5 protein-coding genes are annotated in these 3,076 nt (G+C 68.4%); 3 read left to right on the forward strand and 2 right to left on the reverse strand.

Translation table 11 applies throughout. The annotated features are described in order from the left end of the window. Together AC1DXX_RS33190 and AC1DXX_RS33195 are read left to right on the forward strand one after the other, a co-directional pair. Positions 1–882, forward strand: an 882-nt coding sequence (locus tag AC1DXX_RS33190; protein ID WP_478138449.1) for a hydroxysqualene dehydroxylase, incomplete at its 5' end; no start/stop codon positions are given. Continuing rightward, positions 879–1,184 (forward strand): hypothetical protein, encoded by a 306-nt coding sequence (locus tag AC1DXX_RS33195; RefSeq protein ID WP_478138450.1) that lies wholly within the window; start codon positions 879–881, stop codon positions 1,182–1,184. The genes AC1DXX_RS33190 and AC1DXX_RS33195, both read left to right, overlap by 4 nt. 4 nt (positions 1,185–1,188) lie before the next feature. Here AC1DXX_RS33195 and AC1DXX_RS33200 read toward each other — a convergent pair whose 3' ends face one another. Then, complete coding sequence (locus AC1DXX_RS33200) at positions 1,189–1,830, reverse strand: LysE family translocator (protein ID WP_478138451.1); 642 nt, start codon at positions 1,828–1,830, stop codon at positions 1,189–1,191. A 114-nt stretch (positions 1,831–1,944) separates the two neighbouring features. On the opposite strand from AC1DXX_RS33200, the gene AC1DXX_RS33205 reads away from it, so the two are divergent. Beyond that, positions 1,945–2,256 carry an NIPSNAP family protein gene (locus AC1DXX_RS33205; RefSeq protein ID WP_478138452.1) on the forward strand — a complete coding sequence of 104 codons (312 nt, stop codon included), beginning with the start codon at positions 1,945–1,947 and terminating at the stop codon, positions 2,254–2,256. Between the two features lie 3 nt (positions 2,257–2,259). Here the strand turns inward: AC1DXX_RS33205 and AC1DXX_RS33210 are convergent, their stop codons facing one another. Further along, positions 2,260–2,991 carry an HAD family hydrolase gene (locus AC1DXX_RS33210; protein ID WP_478138453.1) on the reverse strand — a complete coding sequence of 244 codons (732 nt, stop codon included), beginning with the start codon at positions 2,989–2,991 and terminating at the stop codon, positions 2,260–2,262. Positions 2,992–3,076: the final 85 nt, after the last annotated feature.

The following is a 3,076-nucleotide window of genomic DNA, read 5'->3' on the forward strand; positions in this document are numbered from 1 at the left end:
CAATGGCGCCTCGGCGGATTTCGCTGCGCGGCCGACACCACGGTGGCCATGCTCTGYGAGGGCCTCACGCCGCGCGTGATGCAGGAGCTGATCGAGCCGCTGTGCGTCTCCGCACTCAACACGCCCGTCGCTCAATCCAGCGGCGAGGTTTTCCTGCGCGTGCTGCACGACGCCCTCTTCAGCGGCAGCGGCGGCGCGGACCTGCTGCTGCCGCGTGTCGATCTCGGCGCGCTGTTTCCCGATGCGGCGTTGGCGTGGCTCACGAAGCACGACAACGCCACGCTGCGCATCGGCACCCGCGTGCGCACCCTCGCCCCCGAAGGCGGGCAATGGCGCGTCGACGATGAAACCTTCGACCAGGTCATCCTGGCCTGCGCACCCTGGGACGCCGCACGGCTCGTCCGCGCATCGGGCCTCCCGGCTGACCGCTGGTGCGAAACCACCGAGGCGCTGCGCTTCGAAGCCATTGCCACGGTCTATGCGCGCGGCGCCTCGCCGCTGGCGGAGCCGATGCTCGCGTTGCGCAACGATCCGGCCACCGCGCCGGCACAGTTCGTCTTCGACCGCGGCCAGTTGGGCGGCCCCGACGGCGTTCTTGCGCTGGTCGTGAGCGCGAACGAGACATCGCGCGAAGCGCTGGAACAGCAGGTGATGGCGCAGGCGGCCACGCAACTGGGCCAGACCGCGCTGCAGCTCGTGCAGACCGTGGTCGAGAAACGCGCGACCTTCGCCTGCACGCCCGCGCTCGCGCGACCGCCGGCGGCCATCGCGCCCGGCCTGCAGGCCTGCGGCGACTACACCGAAGGCCCCTACCCCGCCACGCTCGAAGGTGCGGTGCTCAGCGGACTGGCCGCCGCCAAGGCCCTGGCGATCGCCCCATGACCGAACTGCGCTATCTCGACTTCGACTACAGCGAAGACACCGAAGGCCACGGCACCTTCGATGCCATGGCCTCGACCGCGCCGGAGAAAACGCACGAAGTGCGCGCCGAAATCGCACAGGTGCTGGCCTGGGCGCAAGCCACCTTCCCGGACGCGCGCGGCGCACTGGACGACGGCGCGACCTGGGACTACGACCTGCAGGAAACGCACGAAGACCCGGGCTTCGACACCGTCACCTTCTCGCTCGGCGGCACCGCCGACTTCTGCACGGCCTTGCGCGAGCACTTCGCGCTCGGCGACTGATCGATCAGGCCGCCTTGTTCGGCAGGCGCAGCAGGCTCGCGCCCAGCAGCACGAACGCCCCACCCGACACGCGATTGAAGAGCCGCGAACGACGCGGGTCCGACAGCTGCTTCTTCAGCATCCGCGCCAGCAGCACATAGAACGCATGCGACAGCACCGCGCCCGCAGCGAAGGTGGCCGTCAGCACGACGAACTGCTCGAGGATCGGCGCGTCCTGCCTCAGGAACTGCGGGAACAGCGCCGAGAAGAACAGGATGCCCTTGGGATTGGTCAGCGCCACCGTCACGCCATGCCCGAACAGCCGCCAGGCGGCGCGCGGTGCGGTCGATGCGCCGGGTGCCGCGAGGTCGGAGAACACGCTGCCCCGGTTGCGCCATTGCTTGATGCCCAGGTAGATGAGGTACGCCGCGCCGGCAACCTTCAGCACCATGAAGGCCGTTGCCGACGTCGTCAGCACCACGCCCAGCCCCGCCATCGCCGCGGCGGACACCATGAACAACCCAAGCGCATTGCCGAGCGAACCGATCATCGCGCGGCGCGGGCCGACGGCGATCGAGTTCGAGACCGCGAGCAGCACGGCCGGTCCCGGCGTGAAGGCGACGAGCAGCGTCACGCCGCAGAAGATGAGCCAGTTGGAGAAGTGCATTTTTCGGATTTTCTGCCTGGAGCAAGAACACAAGACGGGGAGCGGGAAACTATAGTCCGACGGTCCGCTGCCCGCCCGGGCCGCGCCGATTACCCCTCACATCCGGACAAGACCATGGTCACCTGCTACCTCCGCTACATCGTCGATCCCTACAAGCTCAAGGAATTCGAGCACTACGGCAAGCTCTGGATTCCGCTGGTCGAGAAATTCGGTGGCCGGCACCACGGCTACTTCCTGCCGTCGGAAGGCACGAACAACGTGGCGCTGGCCATGTTCAGCTTCCCGAGCCTGGCCGCCTACGAAACCTACCGCGCCGATTCGATGAACGACGCCGAATGCCAGGCCGCCTTCAAATACGCCGAGGAAACCCGCTGCATCGTCAGCTACGAACGCAGCTTCTTCCGGCCCGTTTTCAACCAGGGCTGAACCTCAGGCGCCCAGCGCCACGCACAGGGCGTGCAGGTTCGGCACGATCAGCTGCGGCCGCGCGCCGTGCACCCAGGGGCGCTCGTCGCGCACCAGCCACGCCGCCTGCATGCCGGCATTGAGCGCGCCGACCACGTCGAGCTCCGCGTCGTCGCCCACGTGCAGCACGTCCCTGGGCAAGAGCCCGACCGACGCCGCCGCGGCGCGGAAGATCGGGGCATGCGGCTTGCCGCTGCCGAAGGCGCGCGCATTGAATGCGGTGCGAAACCAACGGCCCACGCCGGTCCTGTGGATGTCGGCGTTGCCGTTCGACACCGCGACCAGCGGATAGCGCTCGCTGAGCCACTTGAGCGCCGGCAGCGCATCGTCGTAGAGCGTCACACGCTGGCGCTCGGCAAAGAAGGCATCGAAGGCCGGGTCGGCCAGCGCCGGGTCTTCGCCCGCGCGCGTCAGTGCCGTGCGGATCGACTCGCGGCGCAGCGCGCTGAGGTCGTGGGCCAGGTCCGAGCGCTCCTTGGCGGTGGCCTCGCGCAGCTCGCGCAGGATGCCGGGCGTCAACAGCAGCGAGGCCGTCTTGGGCGCCTCGCGCAGCAGCCATTCCTGCAGCACGCCTTCGGCGCGTTCGATGGTCGGCCAGATGGGCCAGAGGGTGTCGTCGAGATCGAGCGAGATGGCCGAGATGCGTTTTACGTCGAGCGGCGCGGCGTTCGCAGGCGCTGTAGGGGCGGAAGTCATGCCTGAGAATATCGCATGCCTCACGACAACAGGAACGACAGTTCCGCCAATGACCRCACCGCCGTACTGTGGTGCAACCTGGGCT

The sequence above is a fragment of the Variovorax sp. P4_B10 genome (assembly GCF_056402375.1).

Excerpts from the sequence above, each read along its gene's own strand:
- AC1DXX_RS33200 (WP_478138451.1), bottom strand. The coding sequence starts at position 1,830 with ATGCACTTCTCCAACTGGCTCATCTTCTGCGGCGTGACGCTGCTCGTC.
- AC1DXX_RS33210 (WP_478138453.1), bottom strand. The coding sequence starts at position 2,991 with ATGACTTCCGCCCCTACAGCGCCTGCGAACGCCGCGCCGCTCGACGTA.
- AC1DXX_RS33195 (WP_478138450.1), top strand. The coding sequence starts at position 879 with ATGACCGAACTGCGCTATCTCGACTTCGACTACAGCGAAGACACCGAA.
- AC1DXX_RS33205 (WP_478138452.1), top strand. The coding sequence starts at position 1,945 with ATGGTCACCTGCTACCTCCGCTACATCGTCGATCCCTACAAGCTCAAG.